This is a genomic window from Halobaculum marinum (assembly GCF_029338555.1).
In the GTDB taxonomy this organism is placed as follows: domain Archaea; phylum Halobacteriota; class Halobacteria; order Halobacteriales; family Haloferacaceae; genus Halobaculum; species Halobaculum marinum.
Map to the genome: position 1 here is coordinate 921,445 of NZ_CP119989.1, position 15,359 is coordinate 936,803.

16 protein-coding genes are annotated in these 15,359 nt (G+C 70.5%); 9 read left to right on the forward strand and 7 right to left on the reverse strand.

The window, feature by feature from the left end:
* Positions 1-70: 70 nt before the first annotated feature.
* Both guaA and pyrG read right to left on the reverse strand, forming a co-directional pair.
* Positions 71-988, reverse strand: coding sequence for a glutamine-hydrolyzing GMP synthase (gene guaA, locus P0R32_RS04815; protein WP_276238817.1), 918 nt, complete (start codon positions 986-988; stop codon positions 71-73).
* Positions 988-2,646 carry a CTP synthase gene (gene pyrG, locus P0R32_RS04820; protein ID WP_276238818.1) on the reverse strand — a complete coding sequence of 553 codons (1,659 nt, stop codon included), beginning with the start codon at positions 2,644-2,646 and terminating at the stop codon, positions 988-990. The genes guaA and pyrG overlap by 1 nt, the downstream gene beginning before the upstream one ends.
* 187 nt (positions 2,647-2,833) lie before the next feature.
* Between pyrG and P0R32_RS04825 the strand changes: the two genes are divergently transcribed.
* The 4 genes from P0R32_RS04825 (at position 2,834) to cofC (ending at position 6,690) form a co-directional block, all read left to right on the forward strand.
* Positions 2,834-3,769 (forward strand): complex I NDUFA9 subunit family protein, encoded by a 936-nt coding sequence (locus P0R32_RS04825; protein WP_276238819.1) that lies wholly within the window; start codon positions 2,834-2,836, stop codon positions 3,767-3,769.
* A 316-nt stretch (positions 3,770-4,085) separates the two neighbouring features.
* Positions 4,086-5,267 carry a tubulin/FtsZ family protein gene (locus P0R32_RS04830; protein ID WP_276238820.1) on the forward strand — a complete coding sequence of 394 codons (1,182 nt, stop codon included), beginning with the start codon at positions 4,086-4,088 and terminating at the stop codon, positions 5,265-5,267.
* Positions 5,236-6,027, forward strand: a complete 792-nt coding sequence (locus P0R32_RS04835) for a hypothetical protein (protein ID WP_276238821.1) — start codon at positions 5,236-5,238, stop codon at positions 6,025-6,027. The genes P0R32_RS04830 and P0R32_RS04835 overlap by 32 nt, the downstream gene beginning before the upstream one ends.
* A gap of 27 nt (positions 6,028-6,054) precedes the next feature.
* Complete coding sequence (cofC, locus tag P0R32_RS04840) at positions 6,055-6,690, forward strand: 2-phospho-L-lactate guanylyltransferase (RefSeq protein ID WP_276238822.1); 636 nt, start codon at positions 6,055-6,057, stop codon at positions 6,688-6,690.
* Between the two features lie 11 nt (positions 6,691-6,701).
* Here cofC and P0R32_RS04845 read toward each other — a convergent pair whose 3' ends face one another.
* Together P0R32_RS04845 and P0R32_RS04850 are read right to left on the reverse strand one after the other, a co-directional pair.
* Positions 6,702-7,475 carry a DUF4386 family protein gene (locus tag P0R32_RS04845; RefSeq protein WP_276238823.1) on the reverse strand — a complete coding sequence of 258 codons (774 nt, stop codon included), beginning with the start codon at positions 7,473-7,475 and terminating at the stop codon, positions 6,702-6,704.
* Between the two features lie 175 nt (positions 7,476-7,650).
* Complete coding sequence (locus P0R32_RS04850) at positions 7,651-8,313, reverse strand: alpha/beta hydrolase (protein WP_276238824.1); 663 nt, start codon at positions 8,311-8,313, stop codon at positions 7,651-7,653.
* A gap of 158 nt (positions 8,314-8,471) precedes the next feature.
* Between P0R32_RS04850 and cofG the strand changes: the two genes are divergently transcribed.
* The 3 genes from cofG (at position 8,472) to uppS (ending at position 11,681) form a co-directional block, all read left to right on the forward strand.
* The gene (cofG, locus tag P0R32_RS04855; RefSeq protein WP_276239358.1) at positions 8,472-9,620 is read left to right on the forward strand and encodes a 7,8-didemethyl-8-hydroxy-5-deazariboflavin synthase subunit CofG; all 1,149 of its coding nucleotides are present in this window, start codon (positions 8,472-8,474) and stop codon (positions 9,618-9,620) included.
* A 90-nt stretch (positions 9,621-9,710) separates the two neighbouring features.
* Positions 9,711-10,604, forward strand: a complete 894-nt coding sequence (locus tag P0R32_RS04860) for a mechanosensitive ion channel family protein (RefSeq protein WP_276238825.1) — start codon at positions 9,711-9,713, stop codon at positions 10,602-10,604.
* Between the two features lie 129 nt (positions 10,605-10,733).
* Positions 10,734-11,681 carry a polyprenyl diphosphate synthase gene (uppS, locus tag P0R32_RS04865; RefSeq protein ID WP_276238826.1) on the forward strand — a complete coding sequence of 316 codons (948 nt, stop codon included), beginning with the start codon at positions 10,734-10,736 and terminating at the stop codon, positions 11,679-11,681.
* Between the two features lie 12 nt (positions 11,682-11,693).
* Here the strand turns inward: uppS and P0R32_RS04870 are convergent, their stop codons facing one another.
* Positions 11,694-11,855, reverse strand: coding sequence for a hypothetical protein (locus P0R32_RS04870; protein ID WP_276238827.1), 162 nt, complete (start codon positions 11,853-11,855; stop codon positions 11,694-11,696).
* 47 nt (positions 11,856-11,902) lie between these two features.
* On the reverse strand, positions 11,903-12,511 hold the full coding sequence (locus P0R32_RS04875; RefSeq protein ID WP_276238828.1) for an undecaprenyl diphosphate synthase family protein: 609 nt from the start codon (positions 12,509-12,511) through the stop codon (positions 11,903-11,905).
* Between the two features lie 126 nt (positions 12,512-12,637).
* Between P0R32_RS04875 and P0R32_RS04880 the strand changes: the two genes are divergently transcribed.
* Positions 12,638-14,122 (forward strand): DUF92 domain-containing protein, encoded by a 1,485-nt coding sequence (locus P0R32_RS04880; RefSeq protein ID WP_276238829.1) that lies wholly within the window; start codon positions 12,638-12,640, stop codon positions 14,120-14,122.
* Positions 14,119-14,589, forward strand: coding sequence for a GNAT family N-acetyltransferase (locus P0R32_RS04885; protein ID WP_276238830.1), 471 nt, complete (start codon positions 14,119-14,121; stop codon positions 14,587-14,589). The genes P0R32_RS04880 and P0R32_RS04885 overlap by 4 nt, the downstream gene beginning before the upstream one ends.
* Here P0R32_RS04885 and P0R32_RS04890 read toward each other — a convergent pair whose 3' ends face one another.
* The gene (locus P0R32_RS04890) at positions 14,590-15,267 is read right to left on the reverse strand and encodes a VTT domain-containing protein (RefSeq protein WP_276238831.1); all 678 of its coding nucleotides are present in this window, start codon (positions 15,265-15,267) and stop codon (positions 14,590-14,592) included. It abuts the gene before it with no gap.
* Between the last annotated feature and the right edge of the window lie 92 nt (positions 15,268-15,359).

The following is a 15,359-nucleotide window of genomic DNA, read 5'->3' on the forward strand; positions in this document are numbered from 1 at the left end:
TCGGTGGTCGCCGCGCCGTCGACGGGGACCGCACCGCCGAGCGCGGCGACCGACCGCGACCCGAGTGTCGTTACTCGTACTCGATGGTCGCGGGCGGCTTGTGGGTCACGTCGTACACGACGCGCGCGACGTTGTCGTTCTCGCCGGTGATGCGCGACTGGATGCGCTGGAGCGTCTCCCACGGGAGGTTCTGCGCCCGCGCGGTCATGCCGTCGCGGCTCTCCACCGAGCGGACGGAGACGACCCAGCCGTGGACGCGGTTGTCGCCCTTCACGCCGGTCGCCTTGCCGATGACGGCGGCGAACGCCTGCCACGGCTCGTGTTCGGCGACTTCCTCTTCGACGACGTGACACGCGTTGCGGGCCACGGTCAGCTTCTCCTCGGTCACTTCGCCGATGATGCGCACGGCGAGGCCGGGGCCGGGGAACGGCATCCGCTCGGAGATGACGGCCTCCAGGTCGAGCGCGCGGGCCACGGCGCGGACCTCGTCTTTGTACAGGTCGCGCACGGGCTCGACGATGCCGTCGAAGTCGACCACGTCCGGCAGGCCGCCGACGTTGTGGTGGGACTTGATGTTCCCCTCGCTCTCGATGCGGTCGGGGTAGATGGTCCCCTGCACGAGGTACTCGGCGTCCGTCTCCTTCGCCTCGCGCTCGAACTCGCGGATGAACTGCTCGCCGATGACGTGGCGCTTCTCCTCGGGGTCGGTGACGCCCGAGAGGGCGTCGAGGAAGCGGTCCTGTGCCTCCACGACTTCGAGCGACTCCATGAAGGAGAACGTCTCGCGGATCTGCTCGGTCTCGCCCTTGCGCATCAGGCCGGTGTCGACGTAGACGGGGGTGAGCTGTTCGCCGATGGCGCGGTACGCGAGCGCCGCCGCGACCGACGAGTCGACGCCGCCCGACAGCGCGATGATGGCGTGGGAGTCGCCGACGGCCTCCTGAATCTCCGTGGTCGCCTCGTCGATGAACTCGTCGACGTCGACCATCAGGCGGTCACCTCCTCGTCCGCGGCCGTCTCACGTGGGTCGGTCTCGTCCAGCACCGCGCCGAGCAGGCCGACGAACGGCGGCGACGCGCGGTCGGGGCGCGAGCGGAACTCGGGGTGGAACTGCGTGCCGACGAAGTACGGGTGGTCGTCGCGTTCGAGGATCTCCATGCGCGGGCCTGCTCGCCCCGAGAAGGTGAGCCCGTTGGTCTCCAGGTCCTCGATGTAGCCGGGGTTCACCTCGTAGCGGTGGCGGTGCCGCTCCGTACAGGAGGTGTCGCCGTAGATGCGCTCGGCGAGCGTCCCGGACTCGATCTCCGTCTCGTGGGCGCCCAGCCGCATCGTGCCGCCCATGTCCTCCTCGTCGTGCTGGTCCGGCAGCAGGTCGATGACCGGGTACGGGGTCTCCGGCTCGAACTCCGCGGAGTCGGCGCCCTCCCAGCCGAGGACGTTGCGCGCGTGCTCGACGACGGCCATCTGGAAGCCCAGACACAGGCCGAGGAACGGCACGTCGTGCTCGCGGGCGTAGCGGACGGCCTCCACCTTCCCTTCGGTGCCGCGCGAGCCGAAGCCGCCGGGGACGACGACGCCGTCGGCGGCCGCGAGGCGATCCGCGTGAGAACCGTCGGCCTCGTCGGCGTCGACCCAGACGACGTTCACGTCGACGCCGTGTTCGAGGCCGGCGTGTTTGAGCGCCTCGTGGACGCTCATGTACGCGTCCTCCAGGTCGTACTTGCCGACGAGCGCGATGTCGACCTCGCCGGTGCGCTCGCGGGTGACGAGTTCGCGCCAGGTGTTCTCGCGCTCGGCGGCGGGCAGCGCCTCGTCGACGAGGCCGAGCCGCTCCATCACGTACTCGTCGAGACCCTCCTCCTCGACGGTGAGGGGGACGTGGTAGATGTCCTCGACGTCGGGGTTCGAGAAGACGGCCTCGGTGGGCACGTCGCAGAACAGCCCGATCTTCTCTTTCGTCTCCGGGTCCAACTCGTCGTCACAGCGCCCGACGAGGATGTCCGGCTGGAGGCCGATGGAGCGCAGTTCCTTCACCGAGTGCTGGGTGGGCTTCGTCTTCTGCTCGCCGTTCTTCGAGTACGGGACGAGCGTGACGTGGGTGAACAGGATGTCCTCGTCGTCCTCCTCGTGGGCGAACTGGCGGAGGGCTTCGAGGTACGGCATCCCCTCGATGTCGCCGACGGTGCCACCGATCTCGACGAGACAGACGTCGGTGCCCTCGGCGGCCTCGCGGATGCGGCGCTTGATGTCGTCGGTGATGTGCGGGATCACCTGCACCGTCTTGCCGAGGTAGTCGCCGGCGCGCTCCTTCTCGATGACGTGCTGGTACGTCTTCCCCGTCGTGACGTTGTGGTCGGAGGTCATGTCCGTCCCGAGGAAGCGCTCGTAGTTCCCGAGGTCGAGGTCGACCTCGCCCCCGTCCTTCAGCACGTACACCTCGCCGTGCTGGTACGGGTTCATCGTCCCCGCGTCGACGTTCAGGTACGGGTCGATCTTGACCGCGGTCACGTCGAAGCCGGCGTTGGCGAGCAACCGGCCCGTGGACGCGGCGGTGATGCCCTTCCCCAGTCCGGACATCACCCCGCCCGTGACGAAAATGAACTTGCGACCCAGCGAGGGGTCGTACCCCGTTTGTTCGGTCGGCATACTGACCGTCCGGCGAGGTGGTGGAAAACCGTTTCGGAGCCGTCTGGACGTGTCTCGCGGGCGACTGGTCGTGTTGTCCGCGTGTCGTGTTCCCCTGTCGCACGGGTCGCCGACGCGGGCTCGAATCGCCCCCCGGAGCGAGTGTCAGCGACCACATCTTTAGGTTGGTTCCGCCCGTGGATCGGTCATGCGCGTCATCATCGCCGGCGGCACCGGGTTCATCGGCACCCACCTCTGTACCGAACTCGACCAGCGCGGCCACGACGTGGTCGCCGTCGCCCGCGAGCCGACGAGCGCGGGGCTCCCGGACGGCGTCGTGACGAAAGCGGGCGACGTGACCGACCGCGACTCGCTGGACCCGCTCGTCGCCGACGCCGACGTGGTCGTCAACCTCGTCGCGCTGTCGCCGCTGTTCAAGCCCGACGGCGGCGACGAGATGCACGACCGGATCCACCGACAGGGGACGAAGAACCTCGTCGACGCCGCCGAGGAGGCGGGCGTCGACCGCTTCGTCCAGATGTCCGCCCTCGGCGCCGATCCGAACGGAACGACCCACTACATCCGAGCGAAGGGGCGCGCCGAGGAGATCGTCCGCGACGCCGACCCCGATCACGTCATCTTCCGCCCGTCGGTCGTGTTCGGTGACGGCGGCGAGTTCGTCCACTTCACGAAGCGCCTGAAAGAGATCTTCGCGCCGGGCGTCCCCGTCTACCCGCTGCCGGGCGGCGGGCGCAACCGCTTCCAGCCGATCTGGGTCGGCGACCTCGCACCGATGCTCGCCGACGGCGTCACCGAGGCCGAGCACGCCGGCGAGACGTACGAGCTCGGCGGTCCCGACGTGCTGTCGCTGCGCGACATCTCGAACAAGGTGTTCGAGGCCGAGGGCAAGTCCATCAGCGTCGTCCCGCTCCCGATGGGACTGGCGAAGGTCGGCCTCACGGTGCTCGGCTCCGTCGGGTTCCCGATGGGCCAAGACCAGTACCGGTCGCTCCAGTTCGACAACGTCACCGCCGACAACGAGGTGGGCGCCTTCGGCGTGCGCGAGGCGGACCTCAAGACGTTCGACGAGTACCTCGGGCTGGTCGCCGCGGGCGACGAAGCCGACGCCACGGCGACCGCGTAAACGACCGCCTACGGACCTCGACGCCCCCAAGCGGCGACAGGTAGGTGTGTCGTACCCTCGGCGCGCGGGAGCGGGGTCGATCCGCCTCGCTGGCCGAAACAGTCTAGTATCGGAACGCTCTGGCCACAAGGGATAAACCTGTCACCAGTCACGATTGTCCCCGCGACTGTCGCCGAACGGGCGACAGAATTACTCCGTCGCAGTCTGGCGATTTTGGCCGCAATCTGGTGCGGATCGTCTCTCGTCTTTGATACCCGCATCACAAGGCTTTTTACCGTTGTGCGATTGGGTCACGCCTAATGAGGAGGGGAGAAGTATGAAACTGGCACTCATCGGCTTCGGTCAGGCGGGGGGGAAGATCGTTGACAAGTTCGTCGAGTACGATCAGCGTACCGGCAGCGACATCGTCCGTGCGGCGGTCGCAGTCAACACGGCGAAAGCGGACCTCATGGGGCTACAGAACATCCCGAACGATCAGCGCGTGCTGATCGGGCAGTCACGGGTGAAGGGCCACGGGGTCGGTGCTGACAACGAACTCGGCGCGGAAGTCGCCGAAGAGGACATCGACGAGGTGCAGGGCGCCATCGACTCGATCCCGGTCCACGAGGTCGACGCGTTCCTCGTCGTCGCCGGGCTCGGCGGCGGCACCGGTTCCGGCGGCGCGCCGGTGCTGGCGAAGCACCTGAAGCGCATCTACACCGAACCCGTCTACGGGCTGGGCGTGCTGCCCGGCTCCGACGAGGGGGGCATCTACACGCTGAACGCGGCGCGCTCGTTCCAGACGTTCGTCCGTGAGGTGGACAACCTCATGGTGTTCGACAACGACGCGTGGCGCAAGACGGGCGAGTCCGTCTCCGGCGGCTACGACGAGATCAACGAAGAGATCGTCAAGCGGTTCGGCATCCTGTTCGGCGCGGGGGAGATCGACCAGGGCCAAGAGGTCGCCGAGTCCGTCGTCGACTCCAGCGAGATCATCAACACGCTCGCCGGCGGCGGCGTCTCGACGGTCGGCTACGCCAGCGAGGAGGTCGAAGAGGCCGCCGGCGGCGGCGGACTCCTCTCGCGGCTCACCGGCGACAAGGGCGAAGACGACCTCGACACCGCCCACACGACCAACCGGATCACCTCGCTCGTGCGCAAGGCAGCGCTGGGTCGTCTCACGCTGCCGTGTGAGATCGAAGGCTCCGAGCGCGCGCTGCTGGTCATGGCCGGCCCGCCCCAGCACCTCAACCGCAAGGGGATCGAGCGCGGCCGCAAGTGGCTCGAAGAGCAGACCGGCTCGATGGAAGTCCGCGGCGGGGACTACCCCGTCAGCGGCTCCGGCTTCGTCGCCTCTGTGATCTTGCTGTCGGGCGTCACGAACGTCCCGCGCATCAAGGAGCTCCAGCAGGTCGCCATCGAGGCCCAGGACAACATCGAGGACATCCGCCAGGAGAGCCAGGACAACCTCGACAGCCTCATCAGCGATGACGAGGACGAACTTGAGTCGCTGTTCTAGGCTCACCGCGGTCCTCGCCGTCTTCGCCCTCCTGCTCGCGGCGACCGCCCCAGCGGCGGCCGTCTCCGTCGAGCAGACCGACGTTCCCGACTCGGGCGAGGTGGGCTCGCAGGTGACCGCGACGGCGACGCTGACGGAACTGTACGACACCTACGAGACGTGGCAACTCGCCGGCTCCACGCAGCTGGAGAACGTGACGTGGACCGTGACGTTCGTCAACCAGGCCGGCAACCAGGTCCGCCAGGAGTCGTACGACGGGCAGAACTTCACCGGCGCCACCGTCGACATCGGCGAGGGCACCGCCGAGGTTCGGGTCCGCGTGACCGGAACCGCCCCGACCGTCGAGGAGTACACGTACGACCCACAGCAGTCGTTCACGCTCATGGCGCTCGACCAGACGCGCGAGGGCGGCACCTCGAACGAACTGGACACCGTCACGGCGACACACTACACAGCGGACAGCCGGGAGGCGCGTGAGGCGCTCGACTCCGCGCGTGCGGCCATCGACGCCGCCGGCAACCCCTCGGTCGCCGAGGAGTCGTTCTCCAGCGCGGTGAACGCCTACGAGGCGGGCAACTTCGACAACGCGGTGACGCTCGCCGAACGCGCCGAAGAGGAGTCGTCGCAGGCGCAGGGCGCCCAACAGCGCAACCAGTTGATCCTGTACGGCGTCGGCGCGCTGCTCGTGCTCGCGCTCGTCGGCGGGGGCGCGCTGCTGTTCCTGCGCAGTCGCGGGAACGGCTACGACAAACTCGGCTGACCCGCCGCAGTTCGCACTTTTTCTCCCGTGTCCGACCGCGTCGACGCACTCGTTCCGTTCGCACCCGACCGCCCGAAGACCCGGCTCTCCGACGTGCTCACGCCCGCCGAGCGGCGCGAGTTCGCCGACGCGATGCTCGACGACGTGCTCGCAGCGCTCGACGCCGCCGGCTTCTCGCCGCGACTCCTCTCCACCGACCCGACCAACCGCGACGTGCCCGAGACGGTGGACGAGCGACCGCTCACCGCGGCGGTGAACGCCGTGCTCGCCGACCGCGAACCTTCACCCGAGTCACCGTTGGCGGTCGTGATGGCCGACCTCGCGCTGGCGACGCCGCGAGCGCTCTCGCGGCTCCGTGGGTCGGGCGACGTGGTGCTCGCGGCTGGACTGGGCGGCGGGACGAACGCGCTCGTGTCGCGCTCGCCCGACTTCCGCGTCGACTACCACGGTGCCTCCTACCTCGACCACCTGCGTGCGGCCCGCACGGTCGGCGCGACGGTTCGAGAGGTGGACTCGCGGCTGTTGGCGACGGATATCGACGAGCGCGCCGACCTCGCGGATGTCCTGCTCCACGGCGACGGCGCCGCGCGCGACTGGCTGGTCGACGCGGGGTTCGAACTCGACGCGGGAGACGGGCGGGTGTCGGTCGTCCGCGAGGAGTGAGCCGCGAGCGCTCAGAAGCGAGTCGCTGCCGCGACACCGTCGTCGGGGTCCGCTCCGGTCGTGAGTTCGTCGTCACCGCCGGCCCGGAGCAGGTGGATCCCGACCCAGGCGAACCACGCGATCAGCCCGAATCCGAAGATGGCCCCGAGATCACCGAGACCGGGGACTACAGTGAGCAGTCCGGCGACACCGGCCACGAAGCCGAGATAGCACACGGTCCGCGGGAGCGACCCACCCCGGATGGCCGCCCAGCCGACGAGGATCACCCACAGGGACCCGACGATCTCGTTGCCGCCCCCGAGCCCATTTTCGACGGCGCGCAGCGTCGCCCACGTCGCCTCGGCCTCGGCGGGCGAGCGGCCGGCGGCGTCGACGACGGCACCAATGGCTACGTTCGCGACCATGCCCGCGCCGATCACCAGCCCGGCCCAGATCTGCCCGAACACGGTCGCGACCGCCGCCAGCACGGGCGTGTCGTCGCGGAGACGGCGGTGGAGCGCCAGCGCGAGCACGACGAGTGCGGTCCCGAAGACCACGTAGATGACGAGATTCCACGCGGTCAACAGCGCCCGGTTGTCGAGCAGGAAGGCGACCGACCGGGCGGCGTCGTCGCCGTAGCCCGCCGCCGCGAGCACCGTGAGGAACAGCGCGAACCCGACGACGAACGTGGCCGCCGCGACGAGCGCGGCGACCCCGCCCGCCCGACGAAGGACGACCTCCCCGCCGTCTGCCGACCGTTCGATAGCGATCTGTCCCGTGTTACCACTCGCGGTGCGATCCACCATGATCGGGCAAATGGACGACTCCGGAGCTATTCAATCGTCTCTTCGGCGACACACACCCGGCAGGAACACGACGGAATCCGGGCCACATCCGCCGGTCCACCGCTGTTCTACGGACGCGCTACCGACCCGGATCAGTGGCGCGACGACGGCAGCAGGCGACGACCCACGGCCACCTTCACTCCACGTCGAGACTCGTCACCATCGCCTTCGCCGCCGCCAGTTCGTCTTCGTTGACGCCGTGGCCCATCCCCTCGTAGATGCGCTCGTCGACGGCGGCGCCCAGGTCCTCCAGCACCTCGGTCGTCTCCTTCACCCGTTCGAGGGGGATGTGCGGGTCCACGTCCGAGCAGCCGAGGAAGACGGGTGTGCCGTCGAGGTCGCCGTCGTACTCGCGGGGGGTCCCCTCGGGGCCGATGAGGCCGCCGGAGAAGCCGACGAGGCCGCCGTAGCGAGCGGCGTTGCGCGCCATCCACTCCGAGGAGAGACACGCTCCCTGCGAGAAGCCGAGCAGGAGGACGTTCTCGCGCCCGACTGCGTCGGCGGCGGCGTCGACCACACTGGCGACAAACGCGAGCGCGGAGTCGAGGTGTGGCTGGTTCTTCGTCGTCTCCTCCATGAACGAGTACGGGTACCACGTGTTGCGCGCGGCCGAGGGAGCGAGGTAGGCGACGTCGTCGGTGCCGAACTCGCCCGCCATCCCGAGGATGCTGTGGGCGGTCGCGCCGCGACCGTGGACCATCACGACCGCCGCGTTCGCGTCGTCGAGCGCCGCGCCGGCGTGGCGGACGGGCTGGCCGCCGTGTGGGCCGTCGACTGCGCTGGTGTCGATATCGGTCATCGGTCGAATCACCTCTCGCCACGTGGGAAGCCGTTGTGGTGGCGGAAGCAGCGGCGGTCGATCCGCGTGGCCGTTCACCAGTGCGGGATTCAGCCGATGGCTCCGACTCGTTCACCGCGACCGACTCGTTTTTGCCCCTCCGTCGGCGACTCCACGGCGTGTTCCCGGGCGCCGCCGAGTACGACGTCGACGTCGCGGTCGCCGACAGTGAGGTGGAGCGCCTGCTGTCGGTCACGCCCGCCGACGTCGACGCGGCGCCCGAACTCACGTTCGCCCGCAACGTGTTCGTCCCGCTGACGACCGCCTGCCGCTACACCTGCACGTACTGCACGTACTACGACGTGCCCGGCGAGGCGAGCCTCCTATCCCCCGAGGAGGTGCGCGAGCGCTGTCGCGTCGGCGCCGACGCCGGCTGTACGGAGGCGCTGTTCACCTTCGGCGACAAGCCCGACGACCGCTACACGGCCATCCACGAGCAGTTGGCCGAGTGGGGGTACGACTCCATCGTCGACTACCACGAGCGCGCCTGCGAAATCGCGTTGGAGGAGGGCCTGCTCCCGCACTCGAACCCCGGCGACCTGACCGAGGCGGAGTTCCGCCGCCTGCGCGACGTGAACGCCTCGATGGGCGTGATGCTGGAGACGACCGCCGACGTCGACGCCCACGCCGGCGGCCGGCGGAAGAGCCCCGGCCAGCGGCTCAACACGATCCGTGCTGCCGGCGAGGCGCGCGTCCCGTTCACCACGGGCATCCTCGTGGGCATCGGCGAGGACTGGCGCGACCGCGCGGAGTCGCTGCTCGCGATCCGCGAGTTGCACGAGCGGTACGGCCACGTGCAGGAGGTAATCGTCCAGCCGGTCGTCCCCAACGAGCGCTCCGACTTCGACGCCCCGTCGACCGAGACGATGCGCCGCGTGACCGCGATGGCCCGCGCCGCCCTGCCGAGCGAGGTGTCGGTGCAGTCGCCGCCGAACCTCGCGCCCGTCCGCGACCTCCTCGACTGCGGCGTCGACGACCTGGGCGGCGTCTCGCCGGTGACGGACGACTACATCAACCCAGACTACGCGTGGCCGGCGCTCGACGAACTGCGGGCGGTCGCCGACCACGGCGGCGTCCCCCTGTACGAGCGCCTGCCGACACACGAGCGCTACCTCTCCGCCGAGTACCGACACGAGGCGTTCGAGGAGTCCCGGGCGGCCGCCGGCGACTGGCTCCACGGCCAGATTCCGACCGCACTCGCAAACTCCGGCGTCCACGGGGAGCGCTTCCGCGGGGTCGCCCGGCGCGACGGACCGCTCTCTCCGTAACCGCCGTCTAGACGGCTCCTACTCGCGCCGAACGTCCGTTCAGGTGGCCAGCAGGTTCTTACCGCGGACAGCCGAACGACCGGCAGACTCATGGCGCAGGTTCTGTTGCAGACGAGCGTCGACGCGCTCGTCGGGACGCTCTCCGGCTACGTGACGAACGTCATCGGCTTCGTCGTCGGCTTCGTCCTCACCTACCTGATCGGCAAGTTCGCGATCGTTCCGCTGGTCCGCCGCGTGCTGGAGCGGCGCGGCTTCGACCGAACCGTGTTGAGCCTCCTCGACAGCGTGCTGGCGGCGCTCGTGGTCGTGCTCGCGATCTCGATCGGGTTCATGGCCGCGGGCTTCCCTCGGTTCCTGACGGCCGCCGCGACGCTCGGGGGCGCGCTCGCGTTGGCGATCGGGTTCGCCGCACAGGACCTCATCGGCAACTTCGTCGCGGGGGTGTTCATCATCAAGGACAAGCCGTTCGAGGTGGGCGACTGGATCGAGTGGAACGACAACAGTGGGCGCGTCGAGGACATCGACCTGCGAGTCTCGCGCGTCCGGACGTTCGACAACGAGCGGATCACCGTCCCCAACGGCGAGTTGGCGAACAACGCCGTCACCAACCCCGTCGCCTACGACACGCTCCGCCAGAAGTTCGTGTTCGGAATCGGCTACGACGACGACATCGACCAGGCGACCGACGCCATCGTCGAGGAGGCCGAGTCGGTCAGCGGCATCCTCGACGACCCCGCGCCGTCGGTCCGCGTCACCGAGTTGGGCGACTCGGCGGTCGGCCTCCAGAGCCGATTCTGGATCGACCAGCCGGACCGCGCGGACTTCGTGAAGACTCGCTCGCAGTACGTGCAAGCCGTGAAGGAGCGCTTCGACGAGGAGGGGATCGATATGCCGTACGTCCACCGCCAACTCACCGGCGAGGTGGAGGTGCTGGAGTCCGTCGCCGAGCAGACGGTCTCGGCGGACGGCGGCGCCGACGAGTAACCGCGCCCCGACTGCGCGCTCGACCGGATCTGCCGCTCGGGTGCGCTCGGACGCGTTCGACTGTCTCGGCTGGTCCCACGCCGGTGAGGGTCACAAGACACATAGCCCTCCGCTGACTGATAACTCGTAGTGACCCTCCGATCGCGTGTCCGCTCGCTGGTCGACAGCGCCTACGAGCGCGTGCTCCACCACGAGATCGGGAACGGCCCCGACCACGTCGCGATCATCCAGGACGGCAACCGACGCTACGCCCGTCGCCACGGCGACGAGGCGCCCGACGGCCACCGCGCCGGCGCCGACACGACCGAACAGGTGCTCGACTGGTGTGCGGACCTGGGCGTCGAGGAGTTGACGCTGTACGCGTTCTCGACAGAGAACTTCGACCGCCCACCCGAGGAACTAAAGCCGTTGTTCGACCTCCTTGAGAGGAAGCTCCGGGAGTTCGCCGACGCCGACCGCGTCCACGAGCAGGGCGTCTGCATCCGGGCGCTCGGGGAGGTCGACCGCCTCCCAGAGCGCGTCCGCGAGGCGGTCGACTACGCCGAGGCGCGCACCGCCGACTACGACGCGTTCACGCTCAACATCGCGCTGGCGTACGGCGGGCGCAACGAACTGCTCGGGGCGGTCCGCGCGGTCGCCCGCGACGTGGCCGACGGGACGCTGGCGGCCGATGACGTCGGCGTCGAAGAGGTCGAGTCGCGCCTGTACCGCCGGCCCGTGCGCGACGTCGACCTCATCATCCGCACCGGCGGCGACGAGCGCACCTCCAACTTCCTCCCGTGGCACGCCAACGGCAACGAGGCGGCGGCGTACTTCTGCTCGCCGTACTGGCCGGAGTTCTCGAAGGTGGACTTCCTGCGCTCCATCCGCACCTACGAGGCGCGCGAGGAGTCGTGGCGCCGCGCCCGGGCCAAGCGGGCGGCGGCGCTCGTGCGGGCGCTCGCGGAGGTCGAACTCGACGAGGCCCGCGCGGTGGCCGGGCGACTGCGCGACCGCCTGCCGGGGGAGACGAGCGCGGCAGACCTCGACGAGGCGCTGGAGGCGGGCGGCACCGGGACAGGGGAGACGGCCGACTGACTCTGCGGCGCTTCACTCCGTGACGACGGCGTAGCCGACGAGCAGCGTGCCGACCCCCGCGAGGAGGCCCGACAACAGCGGGCCCGCGTCCGTCGTCGCCGCGTGTTGGAACACGACGACGCCGAGGATGGTCGACTGGAGGCCGGCGGCGGCGAGGCGTGTCGCAGTGTCCATACACGCCGAGGTGGGCGCGCTGACAAGTACCGTTCGGCTCCGCCGTGCTACCGTCCGAAGCGACGTTGGCGGTTCTGGTAGTCGAGCACCGCCCGGAGGTAGTCGCGCTTGCGGAAGTCGCGCCAGTTCACGTCGGTGAAGTACAGCTCCGAGTACACCGACTGCCAGATGAGGAAGTCCGAGAGCCGCTCGGCACCCGTCTTGATCACCAGGTCCGGCTCTTCGGGGAAGATCAGTCGCTCTTCGATGTCGGTCTCCTCGATGGCGTCGGGGTCGAGGTCGCCGGCCTCGACGGCGGCGGCAATCTCCCGGACGGCGTCGGCGAACTCTCGCTTGCCGCCGAGCCCGATGTTCACCCGCACCGGCGCGTCGGCGCGGGCGGTGTCGGCGGGCGTCCGGACGGCGACCGCGTGCGGCGCGTCGATGTCGGCGAGTTCGCGGGCGAGGGTGTCGACGACCGCCTCGTCGAGCACGGAGACGGAGACGGTGACGCGCTCGGCGCCAAACTCGAAGGCCCACGCGAGGAACGACTCCAGCGTGTCGTAGGCGCCCTGCTCCAGCAGGTCGCGTTCGGTGATGACGAGCGCGACGTGGGCGGGCGGCTCGCCCTCGTTGCGGCGGTGGCGCAGCGCGAGGTAGGCGTCGTACAGTCCCACGGGTCGCCCGGAGGTGGACCGCCGGCGGGTGAAAGCGTTACGTTCGGGCCACCGCAGAGCGGTCTCGCGCCGCTCGCGTGCGGCCGTCCCGAGACGGTTAAGTGTGCGTCGCGGAAAACACCCGCCGTGAGACACCGACTCCGGCGCGCGGGGGCGTTCGCGGTCGTCGCCTCCGCGGTGCTCGCCGCGCCGGCGTTGGGCCGGGCCGCCGCCGTGCCGTTCGCCGCGGTCGCCGTCCTCGCGGCGTTCGTCGTCGACGAGGGCCGGTTCTTCGACCTGTTCGCGCAGCCGGGCGACTACGAGGACCGTCGGCTCAACGGCCTCGCCGGCTTCGCGCTCGCGGCGACCGCCCTCGGCGTGTTGACCGCGCTCCCGCAGGCGCCGATGCCGACGACGGTGTACGCCGCCGCCGTCCTCACGCTGGCGTACGGCGTGCTCGGCCGGGAGTTCGTCCGCGAGTCGACGAGCGACGAGTTCGCCACCACGACGGCGTTCACCGTCGTCGCCTTCGTCGCCGCGACGCTCGGTCAGGTCGCCGTCGCGGTCGCCGGCGACGCCTTCGACCCCGCGGAAGTCCCCGCGTACGTGTTCCTCGCGGCGACAGCGGCGCTGGTCGCCGCCCTCCTCCGTTCGGTGCTGTTCCCCCGCGACGACCCCATCGTGATGGTGTCGGTCGGCTTCCTCCTGTGGCTGCTGTCGGCGCTCGTCGCCGCCGGCGGCGTCGCGGTCACGCCGACGCTCGTTGCCGCCGGCCTCGCCGTCACGGTGGGGCTCGGCATCGTCTCGTACGTACTCCAGACCGCCTCCGTGTCGGGGATGCTCACCGGCGTCCTGCTCGGCTTCATGACGGTCGTGCTCGGCGGGTTCGGCTGGTTCGCGGTGCTCATCTCCTTCTTCGCAATCGGCGGGCTGGCGGCGAAGTTCCGCTTCGAGGAGAAGGACGCCCGCGGCGTCGCCGAGGGCAACGACGGCGCTCGCGGCGCGGGCAACGTGCTCGGTAACTCCGGCGTCGCCCTGTTGGCGGTCACCGCCTACGCCGCCGCCCGCGCGGTCGTCCCCGACACGACGGTGGTGACCCTGCTGGCGTTCGCGTTCGCCGGGTCGGTCGCCGCCGCGATGGCGGACACGCTCTCCTCGGAGTTCGGCGGCCTGTTCGACTCTCCGCGGCTCGTCACCACCCTGCGCCCCGTCGAACCCGGCACCGACGGCGCGGTTACCTGGCAAGGCGAGGTCGCCGGACTGGCGGGCGCGGCGCTGGTCGCCCTCATCGCGGCGCTCGCCATGCCGCTGGGAACCGGGGTCGTCCCGACGCCGGGCGTGTCCGTGGGGGCGACGGGTGGGTCGGTCCTGCCCGTCCTCGTCGCGGTCGCCGGCGCGGGGTTCGTCGGCATGACCGTCGACAGCCTGCTGGGTGCGACCGTCGAGGGTGACGAACTCGGGAACCAGGCGGTGAACACGCTCGCGACCCTCTCGGGGGCGGTCGCGGGCGTCGCGCTCGCGCTCCTCGTCGGCGCCACCCCCCTTCCGTCGTCGTCGGCGCTCACGGGACTCGCGAACGCATTCGCGCTCCTCGAACCGGCGTACTGGACGCTCCTGGCACTCGTGGCGTGACCGTCCGCGTCGGCCACCCGACTGACGAACCCGCCCTCCGCGTCCTCCAAGCACACCTCCGCGAGCCCAGTCCGACGCTCCTCGCGCACGGCCTCCGAGACGGTGGCGTCCTCGTCGACGAGGCGACCGTCGACGGCGACGACGGGAGGGTCGGTGGCGACGGCGGAGCGACCGGCGACCCCACGGCGACCGTCCCGGTCGGCTACCTCCTCGCGGTCGACGGCGACGGCACCCACGTCGCCGAACTCGTCGTCCACCCGGCCCGCCGCCGAGAGGGGCGGGCGACGGCGCTGTTCGACCGACTGTTCGAGCGGACGACCGGTCCGGTGACGCTGCTGGTCGCCGCCGACAACGACCCGGCGCGACGGCTGTACGCCGACTTGGGGTTCCACCGTGTGGAACGGCGCCCGGGGTTCTACGACGACGGAACGGACGCGCTCCTGTTGGCCCGAGACGTGGCCCCGTAGTCAGGCCGACGAGCGGTAGTGTCGGTACGCGGGGCCGACGAGGAGGAGGAGTCCGGCGAGCCCCGCCGCCGCGACGAGTCGCAGGTCGAACACCCCCGAGAGGCCGACGGCGGCGACGCGCCCGGCGGAGGCGCCCGCGACGGTGCCGGCGACCGCCCACGGCAACTCGCCGATGGCGCTCCCGACGACGAACGGGACGGTTCGGACGCCGGCCAGCCCCGCCGCGACGGAGATGGCGTCCGAGGGGAGCGGCAGCAGCCGCGAGGCGGCGATGGAGCGCGTGCCGCCGGCGACGGAGACGGCCCGCTCGCCGGCGCCGACGACGCGCCCGAGCACCTCGCTCGCGCGCCCCCGACCGAGCGAGACCGCGAGGTCGCCGTCGGCGTCGCGCCCCCGGCGGGCGATCAGGTACGGCGGCACGGAGGTCGCGACCATCAACGCGAGCGACAGGGGCGCCGCCGCGAGGCCGAAGCCGTAGCCCGCGACGACGGCGACCAGCGTCACCGGCCACGCGAGGAACGGGCGCACGACCACCAGCACCACGAGCACGGCGAGCAGCCGCAGGGGGTCGGCGGCGACCCACGCGAGTCGCTCTAACACGGCCGCCGGCGACGTGAGGAGGGCGGCGACGGCGACCGCGACGACCACGAGACCGCCGGCGAGGACGCGACGCTTCACGCAGGTGATGCGTCCGTCGGCGGAATAAGGAGCGCGGTCGCGGACGAGCCCGGACGCGACGGTCGCGGCTTCGAACGGGGTCTCGGGAGGCT

Excerpts from the sequence above, each read along its gene's own strand:
- guaA (WP_276238817.1), bottom strand. The coding sequence starts at position 988 with ATGGTCGACGTCGACGAGTTCATCGACGAGGCGACCACGGAGATTCAG.
- pyrG (WP_276238818.1), bottom strand. The coding sequence starts at position 2,646 with ATGCCGACCGAACAAACGGGGTACGACCCCTCGCTGGGTCGCAAGTTC.
- P0R32_RS04825 (WP_276238819.1), top strand. The coding sequence starts at position 2,834 with ATGCGCGTCATCATCGCCGGCGGCACCGGGTTCATCGGCACCCACCTC.
- P0R32_RS04830 (WP_276238820.1), top strand. The coding sequence starts at position 4,086 with ATGAAACTGGCACTCATCGGCTTCGGTCAGGCGGGGGGGAAGATCGTT.
- P0R32_RS04835 (WP_276238821.1), top strand. The coding sequence starts at position 5,236 with ATGACGAGGACGAACTTGAGTCGCTGTTCTAGGCTCACCGCGGTCCTC.
- P0R32_RS04845 (WP_276238823.1), bottom strand. The coding sequence starts at position 7,475 with ATGGTGGATCGCACCGCGAGTGGTAACACGGGACAGATCGCTATCGAA.
- P0R32_RS04850 (WP_276238824.1), bottom strand. The coding sequence starts at position 8,313 with ATGACCGATATCGACACCAGCGCAGTCGACGGCCCACACGGCGGCCAG.
- P0R32_RS04860 (WP_276238825.1), top strand. The coding sequence starts at position 9,711 with ATGGCGCAGGTTCTGTTGCAGACGAGCGTCGACGCGCTCGTCGGGACG.
- P0R32_RS04870 (WP_276238827.1), bottom strand. The coding sequence starts at position 11,855 with ATGGACACTGCGACACGCCTCGCCGCCGCCGGCCTCCAGTCGACCATC.